The sequence below is a fragment of the Rhodococcus sp. RCBS9 genome (assembly GCF_029457415.1).
In the GTDB taxonomy this organism is placed as follows: domain Bacteria; phylum Actinomycetota; class Actinomycetes; order Mycobacteriales; family Mycobacteriaceae; genus Rhodococcus_F; species Rhodococcus_F qingshengii.
The window spans coordinates 867330-890286 of the sequence record NZ_CP120422.1 but is presented as its reverse complement, the minus strand read 5'-3'; the positions used below and the strand labels follow the sequence as shown (position 1 = coordinate 890286).

The 22957-nt window shown below is 64.0% G+C and carries 26 protein-coding genes; 12 read left to right on the top strand and 14 right to left on the bottom strand.

The annotated features are described in order from the left end of the window. Positions 1-8: 8 nt before the first annotated feature. Complete coding sequence (locus P0M12_RS04165; protein ID WP_058226066.1) at positions 9-1946, top strand: VWA domain-containing protein; 1938 nt, start codon at positions 9-11, stop codon at positions 1944-1946. A gap of 11 nt (positions 1947-1957) precedes the next feature. Here P0M12_RS04165 and P0M12_RS04160 read toward each other — a convergent pair whose 3' ends face one another. Both P0M12_RS04160 and P0M12_RS04155 read right to left on the bottom strand, forming a co-directional pair. Then, positions 1958-2983 (bottom strand): agmatine deiminase family protein, encoded by a 1026-nt coding sequence (locus P0M12_RS04160; protein WP_277377465.1) that lies wholly within the window; start codon positions 2981-2983, stop codon positions 1958-1960. After that, positions 2980-3927 carry a nitrilase-related carbon-nitrogen hydrolase gene (locus P0M12_RS04155; protein ID WP_073512729.1) on the bottom strand — a complete coding sequence of 316 codons (948 nt, stop codon included), beginning with the start codon at positions 3925-3927 and terminating at the stop codon, positions 2980-2982. Before P0M12_RS04155 ends, P0M12_RS04160 begins: the two co-directional genes overlap by 4 nt. Positions 3928-4076: 149 nt before the next feature. Between P0M12_RS04155 and P0M12_RS04150 the strand changes: the two genes are divergently transcribed. After that, the gene (locus P0M12_RS04150) at positions 4077-4694 is read left to right on the top strand and encodes a TetR/AcrR family transcriptional regulator C-terminal domain-containing protein (protein WP_054781942.1); all 618 of its coding nucleotides are present in this window, start codon (positions 4077-4079) and stop codon (positions 4692-4694) included. Here P0M12_RS04150 and P0M12_RS04145 read toward each other — a convergent pair. From P0M12_RS04145 to P0M12_RS04135, 3 genes are all read right to left on the bottom strand, one after another. Then, complete coding sequence (locus P0M12_RS04145; RefSeq protein ID WP_003946397.1) at positions 4691-6217, bottom strand: APC family permease; 1527 nt, start codon at positions 6215-6217, stop codon at positions 4691-4693. The genes P0M12_RS04150 and P0M12_RS04145 overlap by 4 nt on opposite strands. Continuing rightward, positions 6214-7113: a universal stress protein gene (locus P0M12_RS04140; RefSeq protein ID WP_277377464.1), complete on the bottom strand. Its 900-nt coding sequence runs from the start codon at positions 7111-7113 to the stop codon at positions 6214-6216. The genes P0M12_RS04145 and P0M12_RS04140 overlap by 4 nt, the downstream gene beginning before the upstream one ends. A 90-nt stretch (positions 7114-7203) precedes the next feature. After that, positions 7204-8634 (bottom strand): gamma-aminobutyraldehyde dehydrogenase, encoded by a 1431-nt coding sequence (locus P0M12_RS04135; RefSeq protein ID WP_003946421.1) that lies wholly within the window; start codon positions 8632-8634, stop codon positions 7204-7206. A 169-nt stretch (positions 8635-8803) separates the two neighbouring features. On the opposite strand from P0M12_RS04135, the gene P0M12_RS04130 reads away from it, so the two are divergent. After that, positions 8804-10321, top strand: coding sequence for a PucR family transcriptional regulator (locus P0M12_RS04130; RefSeq protein WP_003946355.1), 1518 nt, complete (start codon positions 8804-8806; stop codon positions 10319-10321). Between the two features lie 36 nt (positions 10322-10357). Here the strand turns inward: P0M12_RS04130 and P0M12_RS04125 are convergent, their stop codons facing one another. From P0M12_RS04125 to rpmB, 7 genes are all read right to left on the bottom strand, one after another. Next, the gene (locus P0M12_RS04125; protein WP_050656887.1) at positions 10358-11719 is read right to left on the bottom strand and encodes an NAD(P)/FAD-dependent oxidoreductase; all 1362 of its coding nucleotides are present in this window, start codon (positions 11717-11719) and stop codon (positions 10358-10360) included. Positions 11720-11873: 154 nt separating this feature from the next. Next, on the bottom strand, positions 11874-12338 hold the full coding sequence (locus tag P0M12_RS04120) for a hypothetical protein (RefSeq protein ID WP_007727550.1): 465 nt from the start codon (positions 12336-12338) through the stop codon (positions 11874-11876). A gap of 19 nt (positions 12339-12357) precedes the next feature. Next, positions 12358-13296, bottom strand: a complete 939-nt coding sequence (locus P0M12_RS04115) for an AEC family transporter (RefSeq protein WP_277377463.1) — start codon at positions 13294-13296, stop codon at positions 12358-12360. Between the two features lie 130 nt (positions 13297-13426). Continuing rightward, positions 13427-13684, bottom strand: a complete 258-nt coding sequence (gene rpsR / locus P0M12_RS04110) for a 30S ribosomal protein S18 (RefSeq protein WP_003946414.1) — start codon at positions 13682-13684, stop codon at positions 13427-13429. A 9-nt stretch (positions 13685-13693) separates the two neighbouring features. Then, the gene (gene rpsN / locus P0M12_RS04105; RefSeq protein WP_003946379.1) at positions 13694-13999 is read right to left on the bottom strand and encodes a 30S ribosomal protein S14; all 306 of its coding nucleotides are present in this window, start codon (positions 13997-13999) and stop codon (positions 13694-13696) included. Between the two features lie 2 nt (positions 14000-14001). Next, the gene (gene rpmG / locus P0M12_RS04100) at positions 14002-14166 is read right to left on the bottom strand and encodes a 50S ribosomal protein L33 (RefSeq protein ID WP_003946358.1); all 165 of its coding nucleotides are present in this window, start codon (positions 14164-14166) and stop codon (positions 14002-14004) included. A gap of 4 nt (positions 14167-14170) precedes the next feature. Further along, positions 14171-14407: a 50S ribosomal protein L28 gene (rpmB, locus tag P0M12_RS04095; protein ID WP_003946346.1), complete on the bottom strand. Its 237-nt coding sequence runs from the start codon at positions 14405-14407 to the stop codon at positions 14171-14173. Positions 14408-14511: 104 nt separating this feature from the next. Between rpmB and P0M12_RS04090 the strand changes: the two genes are divergently transcribed. The 9 genes from P0M12_RS04090 (at position 14512) to P0M12_RS04050 (ending at position 21553) form a co-directional block, all read left to right on the top strand. After that, the gene (locus P0M12_RS04090; protein ID WP_003946410.1) at positions 14512-15765 is read left to right on the top strand and encodes a GTP-binding protein; all 1254 of its coding nucleotides are present in this window, start codon (positions 14512-14514) and stop codon (positions 15763-15765) included. Then, positions 15762-16016 carry a type B 50S ribosomal protein L31 gene (locus P0M12_RS04085; protein WP_003946367.1) on the top strand — a complete coding sequence of 85 codons (255 nt, stop codon included), beginning with the start codon at positions 15762-15764 and terminating at the stop codon, positions 16014-16016. The genes P0M12_RS04090 and P0M12_RS04085 overlap by 4 nt, the downstream gene beginning before the upstream one ends. Further along, the gene (gene rpmF / locus P0M12_RS04080; protein ID WP_007727540.1) at positions 16016-16189 is read left to right on the top strand and encodes a 50S ribosomal protein L32; all 174 of its coding nucleotides are present in this window, start codon (positions 16016-16018) and stop codon (positions 16187-16189) included. The genes P0M12_RS04085 and rpmF overlap by 1 nt, the downstream gene beginning before the upstream one ends. A gap of 18 nt (positions 16190-16207) precedes the next feature. Next, complete coding sequence (locus P0M12_RS04075; protein WP_003946409.1) at positions 16208-16819, top strand: trimeric intracellular cation channel family protein; 612 nt, start codon at positions 16208-16210, stop codon at positions 16817-16819. Positions 16820-16889: 70 nt separating this feature from the next. Beyond that, a complete protein-coding gene (locus tag P0M12_RS04070) occupies positions 16890-17576 on the top strand; it encodes a response regulator transcription factor (protein WP_218694717.1) in 687 nt (228 codons plus the stop codon). Between the two features lie 65 nt (positions 17577-17641). Continuing rightward, entirely contained in the window at positions 17642-19021 is a 1380-nt protein-coding gene (locus P0M12_RS04065) for a HAMP domain-containing sensor histidine kinase (protein WP_020908630.1), read from the top strand. Positions 19022-19247: 226 nt separating this feature from the next. Next, positions 19248-20792, top strand: coding sequence for a trypsin-like peptidase domain-containing protein (locus tag P0M12_RS04060; protein ID WP_230691787.1), 1545 nt, complete (start codon positions 19248-19250; stop codon positions 20790-20792). Between the two features lie 80 nt (positions 20793-20872). Then, positions 20873-21370, top strand: coding sequence for a MogA/MoaB family molybdenum cofactor biosynthesis protein (locus tag P0M12_RS04055; protein WP_176720912.1), 498 nt, complete (start codon positions 20873-20875; stop codon positions 21368-21370). A gap of 6 nt (positions 21371-21376) precedes the next feature. Beyond that, complete coding sequence (locus P0M12_RS04050) at positions 21377-21553, top strand: hypothetical protein (RefSeq protein WP_003946347.1); 177 nt, start codon at positions 21377-21379, stop codon at positions 21551-21553. Positions 21554-21612: 59 nt separating this feature from the next. Here P0M12_RS04050 and mscL read toward each other — a convergent pair whose 3' ends face one another. Together mscL and P0M12_RS04040 are read right to left on the bottom strand one after the other, a co-directional pair. After that, on the bottom strand, positions 21613-22035 hold the full coding sequence (gene mscL / locus P0M12_RS04045) for a large conductance mechanosensitive channel protein MscL (protein ID WP_047272495.1): 423 nt from the start codon (positions 22033-22035) through the stop codon (positions 21613-21615). 99 nt (positions 22036-22134) lie between these two features. Next, the gene (locus P0M12_RS04040) at positions 22135-22881 is read right to left on the bottom strand and encodes an SAF domain-containing protein (protein WP_065455352.1); all 747 of its coding nucleotides are present in this window, start codon (positions 22879-22881) and stop codon (positions 22135-22137) included. Positions 22882-22957 lie beyond the last annotated feature (76 nt).

The window sequence follows — 22957 nt, the reverse complement described above, 5'->3', positions numbered from 1 at the left end:
GGGCAGTGATGATCCACAATCCGCGGTACGGGCCTTACGACGGCGGTCCCGATCCGCTCGCGCCTCCCGTGGATCTGCGCGAGGCCCTGGCAGCAATCGGCGACGACGTGTTGTCGGGCACGTCGCCGCGCCATGCCCTCCGAGAGCTCCTGCGCCGAGGCAACCGGGACATGCGCGGGCTCGACGACCTTGCTGCCCAGGCGAACCGGCGCCGACGTGAGTTGCTACGCCGCAACAATCTCGACGGAACGCTCGACGAGGTTCGTAAGCTTCTCGACAAGGCGGTGCTCGAAGAGCGCAAAGAACTGGCACGTGCTCTCGACGACGACGCACGATTCAACGAAATGCGGATCGAGGAGTTACCGCCGTCGACAGCTCAGGCCGTGCAAGATCTGGCCGACTACAACTGGCGCAGCGAACAGGCTCGCGCGGATTACGAGAAGATTCGTGATCTGCTCGGACGTGAGGTTCTCGATCAACGCTTCTCGGGAATGAAGCAGGCACTCGAGGGCGCCACCGACGAGGATCGTGAGCAGATACGCCAGATGCTGGCTGATCTGAATCAACTGCTCGACGCGCACTCTCGCGGCGTCGACACTGCGGAGCAGTTCGCGGAGTTCATGGACAAGCACGGGCAGTATTTCCCGGACAACCCGCGCAACGTCGAGGAACTTCTGGATTCGTTGGCGCAGCGCGCGGCGGCCGCACAACGATTGCGTAACTCGCTCTCGCAGGAGCAGCGTGACGAGTTGGATGCGTTGGCGCAGCAGGCGTTCGGCGATCCGAGCCTGATGAGTGAGCTGAGTCAACTCGACCAGTTCCTTCAGGCGGCTCGGCCGGGTGAGGACTGGGAAGGTTCGCAACAGTTCCGCGGCGACAACGGAATGGGGTTGGGTGAGGGGACCGGTGCCCTGCAGGACATCGCCGAGCTGGAATCCTTGGCGGATCAACTGTCGCAGCAATACGCGGGCGCGGCGCTCGACGACATCGACCCCGAGCTACTCGCGCGGCAACTCGGCGACGAAGCCGCCGCTGATGCTCGCACCCTGGCCGATCTCGAAAAGGCTTTGCAGGAACAGGGTTTCTTCGATCGTGCACCGGATGGTCAATGGCGCTTGTCGCCCAAAGCCATGCGACAGCTCGGACAGACTGCTCTGCGCGATGTCGCCGGGCAACTGTCGTCACGAACCGGTCAACGCGATACGCGTCGGGCCGGTGCGATGGGTGAACCGACCGGAGCGTCCCGCGAATGGGAATTCGGGGACACGGAACCGTGGGACGTCACGAGAACCATCACCAACGCCGTCCTGCGTGACCCGGGCCGAATGCCGGTGCGGCTGAGCGTCGTCGATGTCGAGGTGGCCGAAACCGAACAGCGCAGTCAGGCTGCGGTTGCTCTCCTGGTGGACACGTCGTTCTCGATGGTGATGGAAGATCGCTGGGTGCCGATGAAGCGCACCGCTCTGGCACTCAATCATCTGGTGAGTACGCGATTTCGCAGCGACGAACTCCAGTTGATCGCCTTCGGACGCCACGCGCACGTGCTGAGCCCGTCGGAGCTCGCTGGTTTGGACGGCGCGTGGGACCAGGGAACCAACCTGCACCACGCACTGTTGTTGGCGGCCAGGCATCTTCGACGCCACTCCAACGCACAGCCGGTGGTACTGATCGTCACCGACGGTGAGCCGACGGCTCATCTCGAAGCGGACGGAGAAGCCAGGTTCGACTACCCGCCGAGTGCGCGAACCCTCGGTTTGACGGTTCGAGCACTCGACGCCGTGGCCAGGCTGGGCGCCAAGGTCACATTCTTCCGCCTCGGTGAGGATCCAGGTCTGGCCAGGGTGGTCGACCGGATGGCGCACCGGGTGGGTGGACGCGTCATCGCACCGGACCTGGACGGCCTCGGCGCCGCGGTCGTGAGTGACTACATGCGAGGTCGCCGTTAATTCTGCCGCCGTCAGTCTTGTTCAGCGGGCTGGTGCTGGGTGATGCAGTGGATGCCGCCGCCACGTTCGAACAGCGGTCTGGCGTCGACGGTGACGACGGTGCGCCCGGGGTAGGCGGCCGCAAGGATCCGGGCCGCTTCGGCGTCGGCCGGATCGTCGAAGCTGCAGGCGATCACTCCGCGATTGACCACGAGATGGTTGATGTAGCTGTAGTCGACGAATCCCGCGTCGTCGCGCAGGATTTCGGGAGCGGGTACCCGAATGACCTTCCACGGCCGGCCGCCGACGTCCGTCGAGCTTTCGAACAACTCGATGATCGTCTTGCTGACGGCGTAGTCAGGGTGCACCGGATTGCGTTGGTCATGGACGAGTACCACTCCGGGGGAAGAGATGGCAGCGACGATGTCGACGTGTCCGCGCGTTCCGTAGGTCTCCTGATCGCGGGTCAACCCGCGGGGAAGCCAGATCACGTGCTTGGCGCCGATGGTGCGGGCGAGTTCGGCCTCGATGTCGGCCTTCGTCAGGTCGGGGTTTCGCCCCGGATCGAGTTGGACGGTTTCGGTGACCAAGACGGTGCCGAGACCGTCGACCGCAATACCGCCGCCCTCGTTGACGATTGGTGAGTCGATCAACTGGGCACCGGATTGTTCGACGACAAACGCGCCGATCTTCGAGTCCTTGTCCCACTGCGCCCAATCCTGTGCACCCCAGCCGTTGAACACCCAGTCGACTCCGCCGAGACGGCCTTCGTCGGACAGGACGAACGTCGGCCCGATGTCGCGCATCCACGCGTCGTTGAGAGGTGCCTCGACGATGTCGACCTTCTCGGACAGGTACTTTCGTGCTTCTTCGACTTCGGCGGGATCGACGACGACGGTGACCGGCTCGAATTCGGCGACGGCGTGGGCGACGGCCGCCCACGTCGAGCGCGCTTCGTGATGTTCTTCCGCGGTGTCCCCGAGAGAGTATCCGGCGCTCGGGTACGCCATCCAGGTACGTTCGTGCGGTTCACTTTCCGCGGGCATGCGCCAGGTCATCGGTTGGCTCCTGCAGTGTTCACCGGTGCGGTCAGGGCCGAGTAGGTGTCGGGTCGGCGAGTGGCCAGGAACGGGAACAGCGCAAGCCAGTCTTCACGGTGCTGCAGGTCGAGATCTGCGACCAGGACGGCTGATTCGTCGCGCGGAGCCTGAACGAGGATGCGTCCGTACGGGTCCGAGATGAACGACGAACCGTAGAAGGTGATGAGACCTTCACTGCCGTGGCGATTGGGGACAACCATGAAAGTGCCGTTGGCGATACCGTTTCCGACGATCACTTGCTGCCACAGCGGTTGGGTGTCGAAGTTCGGGTGATCGGGTTCCGAGCCGATCGCCGTCGGGTACACCAGGACCTGGGCACCGGCGAGGGAGTATGCACGTGCGACCTCGGGGAACCACTCGTCCCAGCATGTCGGGAGTCCGAACTTGGCGCCGAGTGCCTCGTGAACGGGGTATGCGTCCTCGGACGGACCGCCGCGAAAGTACGTGTCCTCGTAGTACCCGGCCGTCACCGGAATGTGGAGCTTGCGGGTACGACCGAGAAGTTCACCCCCGGGCGAGACCAGGATCGCGGTGTTGAAGCCCAGGCCGTCCTCGGCGTCGCTGCGCTCGTACAACGACGCGTGAACGAGAACCTGGTTCTCCGCGGCGGCCTTGGTGGCGAAGGCGAAAGTGGGTCCGGTGAGCAGGTCTTCCGCCGCGCGTCCGGGATTGTCGCCGGCCGGGGTGGAGGCGGGGTAGCGGCTGAGCGTCAGCTCCGGAAGAAAGACCACGGAAGCGCCCAGCTTCGCTGCGGACGCAATGGCTTCGCTCAATTCAGCGTGGAGGTCGTCTTGGTCCTCGTGCCAGCGATGCTGGACGAGACCTACACGCAGAGGAGTGGACGTGGACGGCGAAGTCGCGGCCGGTGACTCGGGTGGGGTGAGGGCGGTGATCGTCAGCATGGGGTTTCCTCGGTGCTCGGGTATTCGACGTTCAACGTAAAACGAATGTGATTCGTTAAGTATGGTGGGTGAGCGTTGATTGATCAAGGACTTTCGAGGAATTGTTTTTTGCAGCGCCCCGAACGGTGTGGATCACTACAGGAGGACATATGCCGCGGCCATCGCAACGACTGCTCTCACCGGCGATCATCACCGAGGCAGCGATCGAGTCGGTGGACGAATCCGGCGACTTCACCATGCCGGGACTCGCCGCAAGACTGAAGGTTCGACCGTCCTCGCTCTACAATCACGTTTCCGGACGAGCCGAGATCGTCGAACTGATGAGGGCTCAGCTGATGGCAGGAATCGACGTCGAGTCGGCCTCGGGGACCTGGAGTGAGACCGTCGCGGCGCTGGCAGCCGAGTACCGGCGAAGCTACGCCGCGCATCCTCGTCTGATTCCGCTCTTCACGGCCCAGACGGTGCAGGCCGGTGTGGCGTTCACTCTGTACAACGCATTGGCGCAGGCATTTGCCGATGGTGGCTTCGACCCGACCGAAACACTGCACGCGATCACGACCGTCGACAGTTTTGTTCTCGGTTCGGCCTTGGACCTGGCGGCGCCGGACGTCCAGTGGGCGTCGGGACCCGAAGCCAACGACGCGATGAAGGCGGCGTTGGCAACATCCGGGAAAAATCCCGAACGTGCCGACGCCGCCTTCGAATTCGGCTTGCGCGTGTTGATGGCGGGCCTGATCGCGCAGGCCCCCGAATCTATTGTCTCCTAGGACACGCTGAGGTCGTTCTCGTCGCGCAGAGCCTCCGTGTCGCGGTTGAGGGTCTTGCCCTCGAAGAACTCGGGATTGCGCACTCGCATGACCATCATCAGGACCGCGCCGAGGATGAGGATTCCGAAGCCGAGGAAGAAGACCAGGCCGATTCCGCCGATGGATGCTCCGCTGGCATTGTCCGGATTCATACTCTCCTGGACCGAAATGACGAACACCGCAAGCAGCATGAGGCCACCGATGAGTGGGAACGCGAGCCGAAAGACGAAGTTTCGTACGCTCTCGAAAAGCGTCTTGCGGAAGTACCACACGCACGCGAATGCGGTGATGCCGTAGTACCAGCAGATCATGATGCCGAGTGCGGCGATCGTGTCGAGCAGAGCACTTTCGGACAGGAACGTGACGACGCTGTAGAACACTGCGGTTACCGCGCCTGCCACGACGGTCGCGTACGACGGCACCAGGAACCGAGGCGAGACCTCGGCGAGCTTCTTGGGGAAAGCTCCGTATGCACCCATGGCGAGCATGGTTCGTGCCGCGGGCAGGAACGTGGTCTGCAGGCTGGCGACTGAAGAGACGAAGACCGCGAGGAACAGAAGCATTCCGCCCCAGTTGCCCAGGACCGGGTCGGCCAGAGCGCCGAAGACGTTCTCGGAGTTGTCGGGATTGCCGAGGCCGAGGCCTTCCTCGCCGACGCCGGCGTACATCATCGCGGCAACGGCGACCAGCAGGTAGGTAAGGAGAATGGTTGCGACACAGAGCAAACCGGCGCGGCCGGGGGTCTTCTTGGGGTTCTTCGACTCCTCGCCCAGCGTGAGACAGGTATCCCAGCCCCAGAACGCGAAGATCGATCCGGTGAGTCCGATGACAAACGCACCGATGGCGAGTCCGCTGAACGGGTTGAACCAACTCAGGTCGAAGGACAATCCGGCCGGGGCGTCGCCGGCGCCGACGTGAACCAGTGCAACGACGGCGAAGACGACCAGCAGCACCATCTGGAAGCCGACGAGCGCGAACTGTACGCGCTCGCTGGTAGTGATTCCCCGACTGGCAATCCAGGTGGCCAACGCGATGAACACCAGTGTGGTGCCGACGTTGACGAATTTATTGCCCGGCAGATCGGCGATGGAGGGATTGTCGGCCACCCGCGCGATGAACAGATAGAAGAAGTCGACGGCAATCGCAGCGAGGTTCGAGAGCACGATGATGGTGGCGATCACCATGCCCCAGCCGCACATCCAGCCGACGTACGGTCCGAATGCCTTGGTGGACCACGTGAATGACGCTCCGCAGTCAGGAGTGTCGGAGTTCAGTTCGCGGTACGCGTACGCGGTGAGGAACATCGGGATGAAGCCGGCGATGAAGATGGCGGGCATCTTGAGACCGACCGCAGCGACGATCAATCCGATGCTGGCCGTCAGGGTGTAACCCGGTGCCACGGAGGAGATTCCGAGCACCGCGCCGGAGATCATGCCGATCTTGCCGGTGGCGAGGCCTTTGGAACTCAGTTCGGTGCTGGTCATGACAGTGCCTCCGGCTGGGTGAATTCGTGCTTGGGCACTACGACCATGGGTACGGGCAGTACGCGCAGCATCTTGGCGGCGGTCGAGCCCAGGAAAAGTTTGCGGGGCTGGGCGAGGCGACTTGAGCCGACCATCACGAGATCGCCGTCCTGCCAGTCCAGTTGACGCACTGCCGATTCCACGGTGGACCCGTCGGCGATGATGACCTCGATGGGGAACTCCGCGGGGAGCGCGGCTCTTGCGACGTCGAGTGTGTCCTGAGCGTGATTTCGTGCACGCTCCCTGGCCGACTCGGCGGTGTCGCGATGATCGCGCAGATCGTTCTGGGGGTCGAGCGCTACCAGTGAGACCAGTCGCAGCGGAACCTGCATCAGTTCGCTGGCGCGCACGGCGGTGTTCAAGACGATGTCGGCGCCGACACGGGTGCCGAGTGCACAGGTGACCTCTCGTATCGCAGTGGCCGCCGAGTGCCGCGTTCCGCGAGGCGCCAGTGCTACCGGGACGTGGGCGGAGTGAAGCAGTTCGGTCGAGACCGAACCTATCGCGTGACGGCCGAGCAGACCGTCGCCGGAAGCTCCCACCACGATCGCGAGCGCATTCAGTCGGTCCACTTCGTCGAGCAGGCCCTGAGCGAACGACTCGTGGAAGCTCAGGTGTACTTCCACCTGGATGTCCTCGGGCACCGACGCTTTCGCCTCGGCGAGCCATTCGTGGGCACGCGCGGCGAGGATGTCGTCGTAGCCGGCTTCCGAGGGAACCTTGGCCGGCAGTGTCCGATCCGGTGGGAGGACCATGCAGATGTCGAGTTGCGCGCCGAGACTGCGCGCGAGCTGGGCCCCGAGGACCAGCCCGTCTTTACCGCTGGGTGTGGCGAGGTATCCGACGATAAGGCGCATGGTGGCTCTTTTCCGGATCGGAGGAATCTGCTGTGCGCCTTTATTAACCGCGGGGGGTTGATAAAGGCGCACAGCAGGAGGGGCGGCGACTCAGTCGTGCGAACTCATGACGTGCTTGAGACGGGTGTAGTCCTCGACTCCGTAGGCCGAGAGATCCTTGCCGTAACCGGAATACTTGAAGCCGCCGTGCGGCATTTCGGCGACGAGCGGGATGTGGCAGTTGATCCACACCGCACCGAAGTCGAGAGCAGCGGAGACGCGTTGCGTGACACCGTGATCCTTGGTCCAGATGCTCGAGGCCAGGCCGAACCGAACGTCGTTGGCAAGCGTGATCGCCTCCTTCTCGTCGGAGAAGCTCTGGACTGTGAGGATAGGACCGAAAGTCTCTTCCTGCACGATGTCGTCCGATTGCGCGACGCCGGTGATGACGGTCGGCTCGAAGAAGAATCCGGTTTCGCCCGAACGCTTTCCGCCGGTAACGATCTTGGCCGACGCCGGCAGGTTCGCGATCTTGTCGCTCACGGCGTTGAAGTGATTGATGTTGTTGAGCGGGCCGTAGAAGGCATCAGGATCGGAAGGCGCTCCGGGGCGCAGCTTCTCGGCGTTCCGGACGAGGGCTTCGACGAGCTGATCGTGGATGGACTCGTGAACGATCACGCGAGTGGCCGCGGTGCAATCCTGGCCGCCGTTGAAGAACGCTGCCTCGGCGATGCCGGTGGCGGTCTTCTCGATGTCGACGTCGCCGAAGACGATCGCCGGCGCTTTGCCGCCCAGTTCGAGGTGCGCGCGCTTGAGCTGCTGTGCTGCGGACACGGCGACAGCGATGCCTGCCCGCACCGAACCGGTGATCGAGACGAGACCGAGGGCCGGGTTCTCCACCAACGTCGCGCCGGTTCCGCCGTTGCCGAGCACGACGTTGAACACACCGTCCGGCAGGATGCCCTTCGAGAGCTTCGCCAGGACCAGCGTGCTGCCCGGTGTGGTGTCGCTGGGCTTGAGGACGATCGTGTTGCCGGCCGCGAGGGCGGGCCCGATCTTCCACAGCGCCATCATGAACGGGTAGTTCCAGGGAGTGACCTGGCCGACGACGCCGATCGGTTCACGACGGACGTAGGAGGTGAAACCCTCCATGTACTCTCCGGCCGCCTTGCCCTCGAGAAGTCGTGCGGCTCCGGCGAAGAACCGCATCTGATCGGCTCCGACCTTGACCTCTTCGTCGGCGATCATCTGGTGGGCCTGGCCGGTGTTGGCGCTTTCGGCTGCGACGATTTCGTCGCTGTGCGCTTCGATGGCGTCGGCGAGCTTGAGGAGTGCAGCCTGCCGCACGCTCGGCGTCGTCTTGCCCCAGGTCTCGAATGCTCTCTGTGCGGCTTCGACGGCGGCGTCGACGTCTTCCTTCGTGGAGACCGGCGTACGCCCGACCACACTCTCGTCCACGGGGTTGATCAGGTCGAGTGTTTCCGTCGCGGCTGAGGCGACGAATTCACCGTTGATGTAGTTCTCGAGTACGACGATCGACATCGGTACCGGTTCCTCTCGAGGTCGAACGAGTTCCGGCCGAGGTGATCAGCACGGAACTCGCACTTTGTGGGGCGTGTGTGAGCAAGTGTGCGCTGACTCACAAGTAAAGGCAGCTGCCAAAAAGGTGAAATCTTTGATCGCCGACGCGCCGAGTTGTACAGTCCAGCCCATGACGATCGCTGTGCGGTGGATGTTGGCGCAGCCGGACCTCGCGCTGGAACTCAAAGGCGGCGCCCAGGGCGTCGGTCGCGAAATCACATTTGCGCACGCCACGGAGTTGCTCGACCCTTTCCGGTGGTTGACCGGCGGCGAATTCATCCTCACCACCGGCATCCGATTGCCGTCCACTCAGCAAAAGCGCGGCCGCTATCTCCGAATGCTCGACGCGGCAGGTGTGGCGGCGGTGGGATTCGGAACCGGGCTCTCGTACCCCGAGGTCCCGGCCGATCTGGTGGCCGTCGCCGACGAGATCGGACTCCCGCTGATCGAGGTGCCGCTGCCGACGCCTTTTGCTGCCGTCGTCAAGCGTGTGATGAGCCGGTTGGCAGAGCAGGAATATGAAGCTGTCCTCCGGGCGTCGCGGGCGCAACCGCGGATGACGCGTGCCGTCATTTCCGGCGGAACGGCTGCGACCGTGCGTGAACTGGCGATCGCAACCTCGGCGACGGTGCTTCTTCTCGACGTCGCCGGAAGAGTTCTCGAGAGCTCACCTCAACTGCCGACGGACGACGTGATCGACGAACTGCGAGCAACTCTCGGGGGCGGTGCCTCTAGTAGCGTGACGCTCGCAAGGTCTGGAGCGTCGATCGCGGTGCAGCAGATCAGCGTCGGGCGAACGCCGTACGGATACCTGGCGGTGATCAGTGCTTCGGCGCTCAGCTACGTCGATCAGATACTGCTCGGTCACGCGAACTCGTTGTTGGCGTTGGACTTCGAGAAACCCGCGCGTCTGCGTGCTACTCAGGATCAGTTGAATTCGCACGCCCTCGGGCTGCTGCTCACCGAGGATCGCGACCCGGCGCCGGCGTGGCAACAGATCAGGCAGGCCGCCGACGGTGAGGGAATGATCCGAGGATTGACAGTTCTTGCCGACACGTCCGACGTAGCGGGACGCGTCGGAGCCGAGATTGCCGAGTTCATGAACAAGGCGGGGCGGCAGTTGTTCTCGCGGATCAACGACACTCGCGTCACGGTGCTGCTGCGTGGAACCGACGACGTCGAGTTCGCCCGAGAGTTGCTCGGCGGGGTATCGAGGTCGGATCTTCGCGCGCTTCGTGTCGGCTTGAGCGCGCGACGGGTGGTCGCTGCGCTGGCGGTCGCCGTCGAACAGTCCCAGCTGTGTGCGTCGGCGGCGGAAATCGGTGGCGAGCCTTTGGAATTCGCAGCTCTGACCGGAAGTGTGCTGCTGTCTTTCGATTCGACGCGTGAAGTGCTCAACACGCTGGCGGAAACGATGATCACACCGATCGAGGACTACGACCGTGACAACGGCACCGAACTGCTGGCGTCGCTGCGGGCATTTCTCGAGGCCAACGGACACTGGGAAGCGGCCGCCATCACGATGGGCGTTCACCGGCACACACTGCGGAGCCGAATGGCGAAGGTGGAGAGCCTGATCGACTGTCGGCTGGAAGTGGCCAGGGTTCGGGCCGAACTACTGCTCTCGATCATTGCCCGGCAATCGTGACTGCCGGGCAATGATCGAGACTTGGCAAAGCGGCCGTCAGGCCTTGCTGCGAGCGATGATGTCGGCTGCGGTTCGCTGACCCATCCGAACGGCACCGTCGACGTGCTGGTACCCCTCGGCCGCAATGTCGGAGCACGAGAAGTGAATCGGGCCGACGGGCGTGCGGGAATCCGCGCCGTAGCGGTGCAGGCCTCCGAGGTCGAAGCTCGCTGCGTACGCACCGCGGGTCCATTCCTCCGAGCCCCAGTCGGATTCGTAGTACACAACCGGCTCTTCGGCCTTCGGGCCGAGATAGCGGGCAAGTGAGGCCAGAATCGTGGCCTTACGCTCCTCGACGGAAAGCTCGAACATCGCGTCGGCCTTCTCGTCGGAGACGAAAGCGACCAGGGTGCCGCGATCGTCCTCGTGGTTGGTGTTGTCGTACACCTCCTGCACTACCTCGGACGCGCCGAAGCCGGTGCCGGAGAGGCCGTCTTCGCGCCAGAAAGGCGTCTCGTACACCGCGTGAACCTTGATGACGAGGCCGAGGGACTGGTGCTGGTGCATCTGGTGCTGACGACGCGGCAGCGGGGGATCGTACGAGATCCGGGAGTAGAGGTTGGGCGGTACGGCCAGGATCACTCGGCTTGCCTCGACGCGAACATCGCCGTCCGCCAACACCGTTGCACCGGATTCGTTCCACTGCACCGTACGCACGGGTGCGTTGAGGAAGACGTCGTCGCCGAGGGCCTCTGCCATGCGGATCGATACCTGCTGCATTCCGCCGATCACTCGCTTGTCGAGAATGAAGTCCTCGTCGACAAGGTGGGAGAACGAACCTGCGGAAGCGGCCATGAGTACGGCCTGCAGGGCAGAGAACGAGTGGGCGGGCTTGGTGAGCATGCCACCGGCGATGAAGAGGCCGATGTTGTCACGTGCCTCGGCGTCGTCGGACTGATTGATCAGCCACTGCTTGAAGGAGACTGTGTCGAGATCGCGGGCGAGGGGATGTGCCCACGGTTCCTCGGCGCCGATCTGTGCTGCGAGATCGTCCATCTCGTCGATGAGACGGTCCATCTCCTTCTTCGTGGTGTCGTTCGTGGGGAAGGAATCACCCGTGTACTGCGTCCGCTCACCTGCCGACGAGATGTAGACGGACTCGCCCTCGCGGTAGCGCTCGAAAGTTTTCAGGCCGAGTTCGTCGAGCAAGGAGATCAGCGCGGTCTGGTCGGGGGAGACCCACTGGCCGCCGATTTCCAGAACTGCTCCGTCGATGGTGTCGGTCCACGTGCGGCCGCCGACGCGGTCGCGCGCTTCGATTACAGCGACGGTCAAACCGGCCTTGCGCAGCGCGGTTGCAGCTGCCAGGCCAGAGGGGCCGGCGCCGACGATTGCAACGTCTCTCTGGAGAGTAGGCACTTGCGAGCTCCTTCATGTTGAGCACCGCTCGAGTCGAAAGCTGCCGACGAGCGAGTGAACGGGTGTCGGTTTTCAGTCTGTCCCGAGGAGACGCACACCACACCTGACGAAACGGCGTGTTCGATCGTCGAACTTGTGCCGTTTAGGCGCGCAGCTAGCCGTTGATGACGTGACGATCGCCGAGCGGTCGGCTCAGCGGAACGTCCAGGCTGCCGAACACGGCAACCAAGATGCACATCTTGTCCGCGGCCTCCGGCAATGCTCCGGTTCGGAGCGTGACGATCACCGTCGTATCGGTCTCTTCGACGGTTGCGTACGCGCCGTAGCACTCCGGAGTGCCGGTCACGAAGTGGACGGCCACCGTGTGATCGTCGACCTCGGACCACGATTCGAACATGGTGGCCGTCGCACCCACGATGTCGGTGCGGCTGTCGAACTCCGTGCCCATCTCGCTGTCGTCGACCTCGTCGGGAACGGGGGTTCCGAGCGACCAGTCGGCGGGACTTGCTTCGTTGGCCGCCATCGGATTCGGTGCGGCAACCGGCCCCGTGGTCTGGGCCCCGACGGAGCATCCGGCCACAGCAAGGCAGGCCAGAACGGCGAGGGTTAGTACACGCATGAATCCACCGTAACCCTGCTCAAGCGAGTAGCGCTGTGACCAGCGCAATTGCCGGAATTGACGCCAAAGTGGTGACAAAGGCACTGTCTCGGGCGAGGACCATTCCGCGCCGATAGCGGCTTGCATAGATGAAGACGTTCTGCGCCGTCGGCAACGTCGAGACGACCACGATGGCGAACAACTGATGACCGTCGATGCCGAGGAGGAAATGCGCCATCAGATAGGCCAGCACAGGTTGGACCACGATCTTGAGCGTCGACGCCAGCGCGACGTCGCGGCGTGGACTCGAGCCCTTCTCCAGCACCCGCACGCCGTAGAGCGAGAGCCCGAATGCCAACAGCGCACCGGGTACCGACGTCGCGCCGATCAATTCGAAAGGCTGCATCAGCGGCCGGGGCGGTACCCAACCGATCAATGCGACGATCAACCCCGCAGCGCCCGCGAGCACGATCGGATTCTTGAACGGGGCGGTGACGGTGTCGATCAACGAGAGCTTCTCGGCATCCGCGCCGCGAAGGGCCGTCAGATCGAGGATCGTCAAGGCGATCGGGGAGTACACGACGATCTGAAAGAGCAGGAGCGGCGCGACGAACGTGGCATCGCCGAGCACGAACACCGCGATCGGGATTCCGAGGTTGGCTGAATTCACGTACGAAGCCGACAGCGCGCCGATGGTCAGTTCGGGTAGCGGCCGGTTGAGCCAGATCTTTGCGACGACGACGTACAGAGCGCCGACGGCAAAGGCAGTAGCCGACGCAACGGCGAGCGTCGGCGAGAAGATCACCGAAAGATCGGACGACGCGAGGGTGGTGAACAGCAGGGCAGGCGTCGCGACGTAGAAGACGAGTCGACCGAGAACGAACTGTCCTTGGCTACCGAGGGTGCCGAGACGGCCGAGGAGATACCCGACCGCGATGACAACAAAAATTACGGTGAAACCCGCAACAACTCCCGACACGCTGCGGGCACCTCTCGACTGGAATGAACGACTTCGGGAAAATCTTAGTCAGGGCAACAAAAAGGCCGCGCAGTCGAGTGACTGCGCGACCTCTTCGGTACTTCTACGTGTGACTACCGAGCACGTATGACTACCGGGCGGCGGTGAAGGGGAGCAACGCCATTTCGCGTGCGTTCTTCACTGCAACGGCGACCTGACGCTGCTGCTGCGGGGTCAGGCCCGTGACGCGACGGCTGCGGATCTTGCCGCGGTCCGAGATGAACGTGCGAAGCAAGTTGATGTCCTTGTAATCGACATGCGTGATCTTCGCTGCGAACAACGGGTTCTTCTTGGGCTTACGACCCTCTACGGGGCGTGGCTTCTTCGACGGTGAACGCTTGACTGCCATCCGACTTCCTTACCAGCTCGACTTGTGTACGCCAGGCAGTTCCCCACGGTGCGCCATTTCTCGCACGCGAATCCGGGAGAGCCCGAACTTCCGCAGGTGGCCGCGCGGACGTCCATCCGCAGCGTCTCGATTGCGCAATCGTACCGGACTGGCGTCGCGTGGTAGACGTTGCAGGGTCGCTTGGGCCTTCGCGCGCTCCTCTGCCGAGCTTTTCGGGGAGCGGATCGTCTCCTTGAGAGCGGACCGCTGCTCCGCGTACCGCTCGACGACGACCCGTCGCTGGTTGTTCTTCGCGATCTTCGACTTCTTGGCCATGCCTACTTCTCTTCTCGGAAATCGACGTGCTTTCGCAGCACCGGGTCGTACTTCTTCAGTACGAGTCGATCGGGGTCGTTACGACGGTTCTTGCGGGTCACGTACGTGTACCCGGTGCCCGCGGTGGACTTGAGTTTCACGATCGGGCGGATCTCGTTGCGTGCCATCTGCTCAGACCTTCTCGCCGCGCGCGCGGATCCGGGCGACGACGGATTCGATGCCGTCGCGGTCGATCGTCTTGATGCCCTTGGTCGAGAGCGTGAGTGTGATGCGACGCCCCTCGCTGGGCAGGAGGTAGGTCTTGCGCTGGATGTTCGGGTTCCAGCGACGGTTCGAACGTTTGTGAGAGTGCGAGACGGATTTTCCGAACCCCGGCACACGTCCGGTCACTTGGCAGTGAGCCGACATGGGTGTTCCTTTCAACTTGCAGATGACAATCATTTTCGACAATGCGGTGAGATCAATGTACCGTTCAACCTCGGTAATGACAATCATTCCCAGAAAGGCCCGCTGTGAACACGATCTTGGACGGCAGGACTCCGCTGGTCCTGGTCGCCGGCATGAGCGAATCCACCCCACACACCGCACGAGCGTTGCTGCGAACGGGAACTGTTCTGGTCCACCACGACCTGAGCCACGTCCGTGAAGGGGTGGTCCGGCGGACGGTCACCTCGATGACCGGGAGTGCCGGGTCTGCCGGCACTGTGTCCGAGCGCGAGACGATCCTCGAGCTCGCGCACGGCTGCGTCTCCTGCACCCTGCGCGAAGACTTGCTGCCGCTCCTGCGCCGGCTTCACTCGCACAGTTCGGTGCAGCGGATCGTGTTGCTGTTGGACCGGCAACTCGAGCCCGAGGCGCTGTGCTGGGCGATCGAGCACGTCGTCGTGACCGGCGTCGTCGGCCAACTGGACGGACCGGCGCAGCGGGACGTCCGCGTCGATGCCGTCGTGACGTGCATCGACGCGGCGACCTGGCTGGCAGACGCCACCGGCGACGAAGCCCTCGACGACGACCGCACCCTGGCTCAGGTCGTCGTCGGGCAGGTCGACTTCGCCGACGCGCTCGTCCTACGCGGGTCCGATGCGCTCGACGGCTGGCAGCGGTCCCGCTTGAACGCGGTTCTCGCGCGCATCGCTCCACGGGTACCCGTCTTCGATGAGGGAGACGACATCGAGGCACTGCTCCTCGAGGTGCCTGCGGATGCGCGACGCGGTGAACTGGCCGACGCTCACTCACCGCTGTTGCGTCGCCAGCCGCCGCTCGACGACGACGGCGGAGTGATGCTCGTCGAGTTCACCGCGAACCGGCCGTTCCACCCCGGTCGTCTGCACGAGGCGATCGACGTCCTGCTCGAAGGCGTCGTGTACTCCCGCGGACGAGTCTGGGTGGCAACGCAACCGGGTGAAGCGCTCTGGCTCGAATCGGCGGGCGGTGGCCTGCGAGTTGCCAGCGCGGACACCTGGCTTGCCGCGATGACGCCGGAGGAACGAGACCGCGTTCCAGCTGAACGCCGTGCACTCGCGGCCCTGAAATGGGACGAGCGTTTCGGTGATCGCGACACCTCGATGGTCGTTCTGACGTGCGGTGCGAACCCGCTCGAGATCGACCGAACACTGCAGCACGCCTTGGTCACCGACGACGAATTGGCGGACGAAGCGTCGTGGGCAACGTGGGAAGACCCGTTCGGCGAGTTTCACGAAGACCCGTGTGACGAATCCGAATCACCTTATGCCGAAACCGAATCAACGCGAGAGGGAAACGAATGAAGAAGCAGATGCACCCCGACTACCACCCGGTGGTCTTCCAGGACGCCAGCACCGGCAAGAGCTTCCTGACCCGATCGACCGTGACGAGTGAGCGCACCGTCGAATGGGAAGATGGTGGCACGTACCCGCTGCTGGTCGTCGACGTCACGAGCGACTCGCACCCGTTCTGGACCGGAGCGCAACGCGTGATGGACACTGCAGGACGCGTCGAGAAGTTCGAGCGTCGCTACGGGAAGCGCAAGGCACTCTGATGGCCGTTCCCAAGCGGAAGATGTCCCGTTCCAACACGCGCAGCCGTCGTGCCCAGTGGAAGGCGACGGCGCCCGATCTGGTCGAGGTCACGGCCTTCGGCCAGACCCACCGGGTGCCTCGGCGACTGGTCAAAGCAGTTCGGCTCGGGGTGATCGACCCGAGCCGCATCTGACCGTGCGATCCTTGGCCGGTGCTGCTGAGGATCCTCGAACTGGTGGGCATCGTGGCGTTCGCGGCCTCGGGTGCCCTGGTGGGCGTCACCAAGCGACTCGACATCTTCGGGGTGTGCTCGGTCGGTGTGTTCACCGGCATCGGCGGCGGTATCGTCCGCGACGTTCTCCTCGGCGTCCATCCGCCCAGCTCTCTGAGCAGTTGGCCGTACTTCGGAACCGCCGCCGCCACCTCACTCGCCGTGTTCTACCTCCACGAGCCGCTCAATCGACTGCGTCGTGAAATCCTGGCGCTCGACGCACTGGGGATGGGCTTGTTCGCGAGCACCGGCGCCGTCATCGCGCTGGACAACAACGCCAGTTCGCTGGCGGCGACGTTGATCGGTGCGACCGCGGCGATCGGCGGCGGCGTGATCCGCGACGTTCTCGTCAACGAGGTGCCACTGCTCCTGCACAAGGACCTGTACGCGGTTCCCGCACTGCTCGGCGCTGCGTTGGTGGTCACAGTCTCGCAAGCCGGACTGTCCACCAACGCCGCGCTGGTGTGCGGCACGGCGTTCGCCGCGGTGTTCAGACTGCTTGCGTTATGGCGTCATTGGAGCCTGCCCGGGCCCAGGCGAACCCGGGACTGACCGCGACACGCCGGAGGCCGGAATCGGACCCTCTCAGCCGCATCTCAGCACTTCAGTCCAAACTGTCGGTATGCGTATTTTGGTGGTCGACGACGACCGGGCGGTTCGCGAGTCGCTTCGGCGGTCGCTCAGCTTCAACGGCTACACGGTCGAGCTCGCGGTCGACGGGCTCGACGCACTCGAGAAGATCCTCGCCAACCGGCCCGACGCCGTCGTGCTCGACGTCATGATGCCGCGACTCGACGGACTCGAAGTGTGCCGTCGTCTTCGCAGTGCCGGCGACGACCTGCCCATCCTCGTGCTCACCGCCCGCGATTCGGTCAGCGAGCGAGTGGCCGGCCTCGATGCCGGAGCGGACGACTACCTGCCCAAGCCCTTCGCTTTGGAAGAGTTGCTTGCCAGGTTGCGTGCACTACTTCGCCGCACCGCGCCCGATCAGGACGCCGATTCCGAAATGATGGCGTTCGAGGACCTCACCCTCGACCCGGTCACCCGTGAGGTCAAGCGCGGAGAGCGATCGATCAGCCTGACGCGCACCGAGTTCTCCCTCCTCGAAATGCTCATGGCCAACCCACGCCGCGTGCTGACCCGTGGACGCATTCTCGAAGAAGTGTGGGGATACGACTTCCCGACGTCCGGCAATGCCCTCGAGGTGTATGTCGGCTACCTGCGTCGCAAGACGGAAGCCGACGGCGAACCGAGGTTGATCCACACCGTCCGCGGAGTCGGCTACGTCCTGCGGGAGACGCCTCCGTGATCACCGCTCCGTTCGGCAAGAACGCCGAACCGAAGAAATCCTCCACCACCCAAGCGTCCGTCGAAATGCGCCCGCCGATGCCACTGACCCGTTCGGTGTCATTGCGTTGGCGTGTGACGCTGCTCGCCGCGTCGGTGGTGGCCATTGCCGTCGCAGTCATGGCGATCGCTGCCTACGCGGTGGTTTCGCGTGCGCTCTACGCGGACGTCGATCACCAGTTGCGTACCAGGGCAGCGGTGCTGATCGACAGCAATGTCGTGCGATTCGATCCTCGCTACATCTCCGGTGCGACGCTGTACACCACCGACATCAGTGTGGCCCTGATCTTCTCGGACCTGAGCACGTACCAGCCGCCCGGTTCCGACGTGCCGATCGGTGAAGCCGAAGACGCCGTAGCGCGTGGCGAATCGGATTCCTCGCTGCGAACCGTCGACGGTCAGCGAGTGCTGGCTCAACGAACCCATGACGGAAGCACTTTGGTGATCGGTCAGCGGCTCGCGCCGACCGTTGCGGTACTGGACCGTCTGGCCTGGGTGCTCTTCGTGGTCGGCGGGTGTGGCGTCATACTTGCGGCAGTGGCGGGTACTACCGTGGGCCGCACCGGTTTACGACCCATTGCCAGGCTGACTGCTGCCACCGAACGAGTCGCTCGGACCGACGATCTGACGCAGATCCCCGTTACCGGCAGCGACGAATTGGCGCGCCTGACAGAGAGTTTCAACACGATGCTGAGGGCGCTCGCTGAGTCCCGCGAGCGTCAGTCGCGCCTCGTCGCGGACGCCGGACACGAGTTGCGGACGCCGTTGACTTCGTTGCGCACCAACATGGAATTGCTGATCGCGTCCAGTCGCCCCGGTGCGCCGCAGATTCCCGACGAGGACATGGCAGAACTTCGTGCCGACGTCGTCGCGCAGATCGAGGAACTGTCGACTCTGGTCGGCGACCTCGTCGACCTGGCCCGTGAAGACGCACCCGAAACCGTGTACGAGCGCGTCGACGTCAGCGACGTCGTCGAGCGTGCGCTCGAACGAGCGCGGCGCAGGCGCAACGAAATCGAGTTCGAGGCGGTCACCACTCCGTGGTACGTCTACGGAGATCAAGCGGGCCTGTCGCGTGCCGTGCTGAACGTCCTCGACAACGCTGCGAAGTGGAGTCCGAAGGGCGAACAGGTACGCGTCGAAATGCGTCCGGTGGGTCAAGGATTGTTGGAATTGACCGTAAGTGATGCGGGACCTGGCATTCCGGAGGAGGATCGGGAGTTGGTGTTCGATCGTTTCTACCGGTCGACTGCGGCACGTTCGATGCCGGGATCGGGTCTGGGACTTGCGATTGTGCGTCAGGTCGTCGTCAAGCACGGCGGCACCATCGCGATCGACGAATCCGATCGTGGGGGAGCGCTTGTTCGTATCGTGCTTCCCGGTGAACCGGGGCCGAGTGCCGAGTAGCGTGTTCTGTAGACCCGTTGGTCCCTCGCTTCGGTGACTGACGTCACGGCTTAATGCGTTCGGCCCGAAAGTCTTTCGGGCCGAACCGACAACACCGGTTTTTCACGTCGAAACCTGGGTAAAGTGACAGGCACGTCTCAGCGCCTTCTCAGCAGCGCAAGGCAGCATTGTCGGCAGAACAGTTGTGACTGCCCGTCCGGTGGTCACCGTAGACGAAAGCGAGCCGATGACCGAGGACCGTAACGTCGGGCCGACCCGGCCCGAGCAGCCCAACAGCGAGCCCACCACCCAGGCGCAGCCGACAGCACCTCAGGCACAGCCGACAGCACCTCAGGCACAGCCGACAGCACCTCAGGCACAGCCTCCCGTGCCGCCGCAGCAGCCTCAGGGGCAGGCGCCTCAGCAGCCGTACCAGCCGACCGAGTCGTTCGCCCGACCCGCCGAAGCCCGACCCACTGAAGGCAGGCCCACCGAAGCCTTCGGGCAGGCACAGCAGCAGCCCACGCAGGCTTTCGGCCACCCGCACGGTGCCCATGAGGCCGCGTACCAGCAGAGCGCCCCGTACGGCGCACCCAACCCTGGTGGCCCCGGCGGTCCGAACGGCCCGGGCGGCGGCCACAACCAGATCCCCGCACCGCTGCAGGGGCCGAACTCCGGTTCGACCACCACAAAGCCGAAGTCGGGACGCATGGCGCTGGTTGCCGGCGCTCTCGCCCTGGTCCTGGTCAGTGGTGGTGTCGGTGGCGTGGTCGGCGCCGTCGTCGCGGACCGCAACGGTGGAACCGCGACGGTCACCAACTCTCTGAACGCTCCGAAGCCCACTGCGACCAACACGTCCAACGCTCCCGCCGGCTCGGTTCAGGCCGTTGCCTCGAAGGTCGTGCCGAGCGTCGTGCAGATCGAGGTAGCCACCGCGCAGGGACAGGGCGGTGAGGGCTCCGGTGTCATCCTGTCCTCCGACGGTCTGATCCTGACCAACAACCACGTTGCCGGCGCACAGGGAGCGCAACTTCGCGTTGCGTTCTCCGACGGAACCAAGGCCTCGGCCACTCTGGTCGGTGCCGATCCCGTCTCCGACATCGCCGTCATCAAGGTCGACGGTCGCAACGACCTCACCCCCATCGATCTCGGCAACTCCGGCGACGTCCAGGTCGGACAGCAGGTGGTTGCCGTCGGGTCCCCACTCGGCCTGGCCGGCACGGTCACCGAAGGCATCATCTCCGCACTCGATCGCCCGGTGTCCACGAGCGGCGAGTCCGGCAACCAGAACACCGTCATCGACGCTCTGCAGACCGACGCAGCGATCAACCCCGGCAACTCCGGTGGCGCCCTCGTCAACATGGACGGCCAGCTGATCGGCATCAACACGGCGATCGCCTCGCTCGGAGCGTCGTCGGGTACCCAAGGCGGTTCGATCGGCCTCGGTTTCGCCATCCCGATCGATCAGGCACGCCGCGTCGCCGACGAACTGATCAAGACCGGCAAGGCGACTCAGGCCATGATCGGCGTGACCGTGCCGTCGCAGGACAACGCCGACGGCGCAACCGTCATGGATGTCACTGCTGACGGGCCGGCCGCCAAGGCCGGTATCCCGAAGGGTGCAGTCATCACCAAGGTCGACGATCGTGTTGTCGCAGATGGTGATTCGCTGATCGCGGCAGTGCGTTCACATGCTCCCGGCGACAAGGTCTCGATCACGTACAGCGACGGCGGGCAGACCAAGACCGTCGACGTCACGTTGGGAACCGCGGCAGCGCAGGGCGGCCGATGATGTTCGGCGATCAGCAGACGATCGACCCGATCTTCGGCCAGATCGCAACGGCGTCGGGATCGGACACTACGGTAGGAGTCATGGAACTCGAAGCCACATCGGCCGGCCGCGCTCTGGTCGTCATCGTCGACGATCGCACAGCCCACGGCGACAACACCGACTCCATCGGTCCACTGGTCACGGAACTGCTGAACGAAGCGGGTTTTCTCGTCGATGCGACGGTCGCCGTCGCCGCCGACGAAGTGGAGATCCGCAACGCTCTCAACACCGCAGTCATCGGTGGCGTCGACCTCGTCATCTCGGTCGGCGGTACCGGGGTATCCCCGCGTGACGTCACTCCTGACGTGACCGCTGAGGTTCTCGATCGCGAGATCCCGGGAATTGCCGAAGCACTTCGTGCTTCCGGTCTTTCGGCCGGATCGCTCGAAGCAGGCTTGTCCCGCGGCCTCGTCGGGGTTTCGGGAAGCACCGTGGTAGCCAATCTGGCGTCGACCAGGCCGGCAATTCGCGACGGCATGGCAACCCTGACGGCTTTGGCGAGTCACGTGATCGCCGAGCTGTCCAGCCTCGAGGGCTGAGACAGCTTGTCGGAGCAACCAGATACCCCGAAGAAGCCGTCAGTCGACAAGAAGCGCCTGGCGCGCATCTTCGGGGACGTCTTTCCCGAGACGACGTCGGACGAGCGGGGTCCCGAAGGATCCTCGCGGTCCTCGGACGACGACTGGCTGCGCAGTCAGCGGCCCCCGCACCACGGCGGTTGAGAAGTAAATCAGGCCCCCGGACAATTGTCCGAGGGCCTGATTTGATCTGTGGGCACTGCCTATTCGAGAGACTTGGCGTGCGCTCCCGTGTCGGCGCCACCGGCATTGGCCGAGAGGATGTCGCGGATCTGGATGAGCAGATCGGTTTCGCTGGCTTCCTTGTCCTCGGGCTCGGAGACGAACTTCTTCTTCGCCGCATTCGCAGGGACGATCAGCACGAAGTAGACGACCGCTGCGATGATGATGAAGTTGATGATCGCGGTGACGACCGCACCGAAGTTCAGGAACGTCTCAGCGGAGTCACCCGTCAGCTGAATGCCCCACCCGTATTCGTTGGCTCCGCCAATCGAAGCGACAAGTGGGTTGATGATATTGCTGGTGAAGGCAGTCACGATGGCGGTGAAGGCCGCGCCGATGACCACTGCGACGGCCAGGTCGAGCACGTTTCCGCGAAGCAGGAAGTCCTTGAATCCCTTGAGCATGTCGGTGTCCCCTCGAGTCTCCGATGGCAAGTGCCAGATGGTCCGTTGATACCGAACCGACTGGAAAAATCCTAGAGGAGCTTCGGACGCTTTGTGCGGTCAGCGGAATGTCACGGTGATCGCATTGGACAGAGATGCCGCGGCTACGACGTTGGCTGCTGGTGTCGGCAGGGCCAGCAAAATCACCTGTTCCTGCTGGTTACGTGTACTTTCCGACGTGGTGACCAACGCGACTACCGCTCCTGCCGCAAGAATTTGTGGGGCCTTGTCTGCAACTGATTCGTTGGGTGTGTCGGGGTGGGGTGTGTCTGGGCGGGATGTGTCAGGGCCGACGGTCAGGACGTCGACGACGTCCCCGCTGCGCAACATGTCCGCGACGGCCGCATCGGCCAATCGGACGGGGACGATGCGGGCGTCGTCGGTTCCTACCGACAACCCGGCCAGCCGTGGGCTGAGAACGCGCACGTCGGTGACGGTTTCTCCGGAGCGAATCGGGCCGGCAACGGTTCTCCCGACTACCAGGTCGGTGTCGGAGACAACTCCTTCGGGAAGTTGTTTCGAGTCGATCTCGCGGACCTCGACGTCCGAATCCGCAATCACCTGCCCCGGAGTGAGATCGCGGCTCGAGACAACTACGGCGACGGTGTCAGTCGCGGGATCGCCTCGAAAGAAGAGAACAACGCCGAGTGTGGCCAGGACGACCGCTGCGATCTTGCGGACGGTCGCTGAGCGAAACCGTGTGCCGCGTGTCAGTTCGACGACGCGATCGAAGGTGTTCGGCGTGAGATCGAGCTGGGCGCGCAATGGATGGGAGCGCCTCGGCGAACGAGAACGTACTGACGGCATTCATGCACGTTAGGGCCGGAAGCGGTGCTTCCGGCCCTGACAATGTGAACCTGTGGACAACCCGGAGGTTGTGGAA